The following is a 3,211-nucleotide window of genomic DNA, read 5'->3' as shown; positions in this document are numbered from 1 at the left end:
GCTGCAGGTTGTCTTCTTGATACTTTTGATAAATCCTTCGGCCACAACTTGCTTGAGATTGCCTCCATGGAGGGGGTAAGGGATTTTGTCTCGGCCTGCAGGGAATGGGGCCTTTTTTCTGCCTTGGCTGGTTCTTTAAAACTCGAAGATGTACCTTTATTATTGCCCCTTAGGCCTGATTACCTGGGCTTTAGAGGCGCGCTTTGCGAAGGGGGTCGGTCGGGCAAGCTTTCGTCAAGAAAGATCCTGGAAATTTCGTCGCTCATTGCAGGCGAAAGCAGCACCTGTCGCCGCAGCTGACGGTGTCTTGTAGCGAAAGCTTCTTACTTCCGTCGCACAGCCAGACCTCTCCATTGTAGCGGGAAAGGAACCGGAAGAACATTGGATCGACCCAACTTGTGCCCGTAAGGTCCTTCACGTCATAGGGAGGAATGTTGTCTTTAAGCAAGACAAGTCTTGAGGCGTCGAAGGCTGCGGCGATAAAGCAGGCCAAGCTGTCAGAGGTTGTTTCCCAGCTTTCGGGTATTCCTCTTTGCTCCTTAAGCCAGCTAGATGGCAAAAATATAGGGATCTTTCCTGAAAGCCAGGCCTTTGATATATCTTCTTTGCCGTAGGCCGTTACTGAGTGTGGTACCTTTTCGGCAAGCACGTAACCAAATTGGTCCATCGCCAGCACGGCCATCCAGTGAGAAGTGAAAGCCGCTAGCTTCCATTGTTTGTCGCATAGGCGCACCACATCGGCAAATTTACCGCCTCCCGGTACCACTATGGATTTATGGCCTCGCAGTGACTCGCTTAAATTTCTGCATATCTCAAGAAATCGTGGTAGCCTTTCAAGGCTTCCGCCAAATTTTACTACGACTTCGGCGGACATGAGAGGTAAATGGCCAAATCCTTGGCAGCAGCATAGGCGGGAAAATGTTTCTTAACCACATCAGGGATGATCGCCTCGGCATTTAAGATTGACAGATTTGTCCGGAGGGCTGCCTGAATTCCTAGGGATTGACCTGCTCCCGTGACTGCGGCAGGCCCCTTTACGTGAGGCTCGGAGCAAACTTGATACAGCGCGTCAACTATTAGCCCGATTTGACGTTCCCTCAAATATCCGGCCAATGGCAACAGATCTTCTGGCTTTGCAAGAGAAGCGTCCGCACATATAAGTCGAGCCAGTCGACGGGCAGCGCCCTCGGTGTTAACGGATCCGCTGTCAGGCGGGCTACAGCTGTAGTCTTCCGGGTCGATTTCACCTAAAAGAAGGTAGCAGTCTCCCATGAGGGCAAAATATTCGTTGGAAGTACGATACCAGTCTCCCTTAAAGGGAAGCCGTGAGGCTAGGGCGTTGGGATTTGAGCGGATTAAGCCCGTATAGACCAGCTCACCGAAGCGCAGCCTGTCTGTGTCGTTTCTTCCTCTAACGTACAGGGCATTTTCTTTGATGGGTATTATGTCCGTTGTGGTGCTTCCCACATCTATCCATATTCCGTCGCCGATGGACCTCGCCATTTCGCGGCCGGCCGCTATCCAGTTCGTTGCCGCAAAGTTGATCGGATCGCCCGAAGCTTTTTCTACCGGCACCCACCTTTCGTTCGTGCCAAGGCACATAAGTGGGATGCCAGGAAATGTATCGATGAAAGCGTCCAACACGAAGCGCACACCTTCAGCTTTGGTGGTAAAACAATCGGAAAGTTCAGCCGTCATGGTGATAGCCATGGCTGTGTTGGAGAGGGGGATGTCTGAGGCAAGGTACTCAAGCACCGTCGAAAGCTTGTCGGGGTCCTTCCATATCTCAAAGGTCATATCCTTAGAGCTTAAAAAGGCAAGGTCGCCTGAGATGCAGGCGCACTTACTCTGTACCCCACCAATGTCCCAGCCTACGATCACGTCGTATGTTTTTAGCATGATAAACCCTCCACGGTGTAATCAATTTTCGGCACAGCAGAATCTGATGGAAGCTGTCGAGGAGGCAGGCTTCCATCAATGCCTCGGCTATGTTCCAAGTTGCAAACTTCCCCAGGAAGGCCAAAGGCGTAGTAATCCTTGGGTTTACCTCAAGCACCTGGGGGCCCTTCGTAGTCATGATCAGGTCAATTCCAACATATCCCATAAGACCAGGTATCGCGTCTACGACAGTCTGACTAAGCCCTTGAAGGTATTCCAGGCTTGTGCCTCCGTAGGCAGCATAGTCCTCTTCGGAAAGGCCAGTTTTTCCTCCTATGTACCTGAAGCTTGCGGATTTGCCATCATCGCTTTCGCTTAGGGCGATCTTTTGCTCGTTTACCGAGACGAGATATGTCTTTCCGCTGCCGGTTGCCAAAATGGATAAACTGGCTGGGAATCCTTTTATGAATGGCTGAATAATTAAACCTCTTGAATCGGCCTTCTTGGACGTTAAAAATTCATCAAGTTCGATTTTGTTACTAAGTAAGACACTTCCCTCTCCTCCGGTCCCGCAGGAGGGCTTGACGACAAGAGGAAAACCCCACGACAGAGCCGCCTCTTTTATCGTGGTCTGGTCGTAGACTACGGCAAAAGGCGGACACGGCACTCCTTTGTCGGCAAGCAATTTAAGAAGGCGGGCCTTGTCCGATGCTATCTTTACGGCACTTGGGGCTGATCCTAAAATTATACCGCCGGCCTGAGTCGCCTTTAAGGTAAGACGCGCGGATAGCCCCTGTGTCTCTGGGGCAATGAGTACAACGGGCCTGTTGCCGCAAAGCTCAAACAGTGCCCTTTCTCCTTCGTCATTGTGCACGATGTACTGGTTTTGCCCTTCGGTAGGGTCAAAGGCGAAGGAGAACCTTTCGTTCAAGATCAAAAGGGGCTTTATGTAATCCAGACGAGAAAAACAGGAAAGCATCGTCCTCGCCATAAAGAGGCCTTCATTTGCAAACGATCTGTCGTTTTTGCCTTTAGTTTCGCCCGACGAAAAATGTTCGTATATTATTACCTGTCGATACGAGCCTGATACATTTCTTAAAATTGACAATATTATCACCTTAAGTAGCATTATCGACGTATTACAGCCCCACTACATATCCGTACTTTTCTATGAACTGCTGCGGCGTCATGTTGGCGATGCGCGACATCTTGTTTAAAAGGAATTCCGATTCGAAGTCGTGTCGCTGGAGGCGTATCATGTATTTTCTTGCGATGCGATACTGCAAAGAGTCGGTATCGACGAGCCTTATCTTCATCTTGCCCGTCTCGGGAT

General features: G+C 50.2%; 4 protein-coding genes and 1 pseudogene. 1 reads left to right on the top strand and 4 read right to left on the bottom strand.

The window, feature by feature from the left end; translation table 11 throughout:
- Positions 1-300, top strand: a 300-nt coding sequence (locus tag Q7P41_RS08680) for a (5-formylfuran-3-yl)methyl phosphate synthase (protein ID WP_303883523.1), incomplete at its 5' end; no start/stop codon positions are given.
- Here Q7P41_RS08680 and Q7P41_RS08675 read toward each other — a convergent pair.
- The 4 genes and pseudogenes from Q7P41_RS08675 to Q7P41_RS08660 all read right to left on the bottom strand — a co-directional run.
- Positions 263-874 (bottom strand): amino acid kinase, encoded by a 612-nt coding sequence (locus Q7P41_RS08675; RefSeq protein WP_303883521.1) that lies wholly within the window; start codon positions 872-874, stop codon positions 263-265. The two genes, Q7P41_RS08680 and Q7P41_RS08675, sit on opposite strands and share 38 nt — an antisense overlap.
- Positions 856-1,899, bottom strand: a complete 1,044-nt coding sequence (locus Q7P41_RS08670; RefSeq protein ID WP_303883520.1) for a hydantoinase/oxoprolinase family protein — start codon at positions 1,897-1,899, stop codon at positions 856-858. Before Q7P41_RS08670 ends, Q7P41_RS08675 begins: the two co-directional genes overlap by 19 nt.
- The gene (locus Q7P41_RS08665) at positions 1,844-2,869 is read right to left on the bottom strand and encodes an ATP-grasp domain-containing protein (RefSeq protein WP_303883518.1); all 1,026 of its coding nucleotides are present in this window, start codon (positions 2,867-2,869) and stop codon (positions 1,844-1,846) included. The genes Q7P41_RS08670 and Q7P41_RS08665 overlap by 56 nt, the downstream gene beginning before the upstream one ends.
- A 148-nt stretch (positions 2,870-3,017) precedes the next feature.
- A pseudogene (locus tag Q7P41_RS08660) lies at positions 3,018-3,211 on the bottom strand (6-phosphofructokinase); the annotation flags it as partial.

The organism is Acetomicrobium mobile (assembly GCF_937920065.1).
The sequence above is the reverse complement of the archived record's forward strand: the minus strand, read 5'-3'. Positions and strand labels throughout refer to the sequence as shown.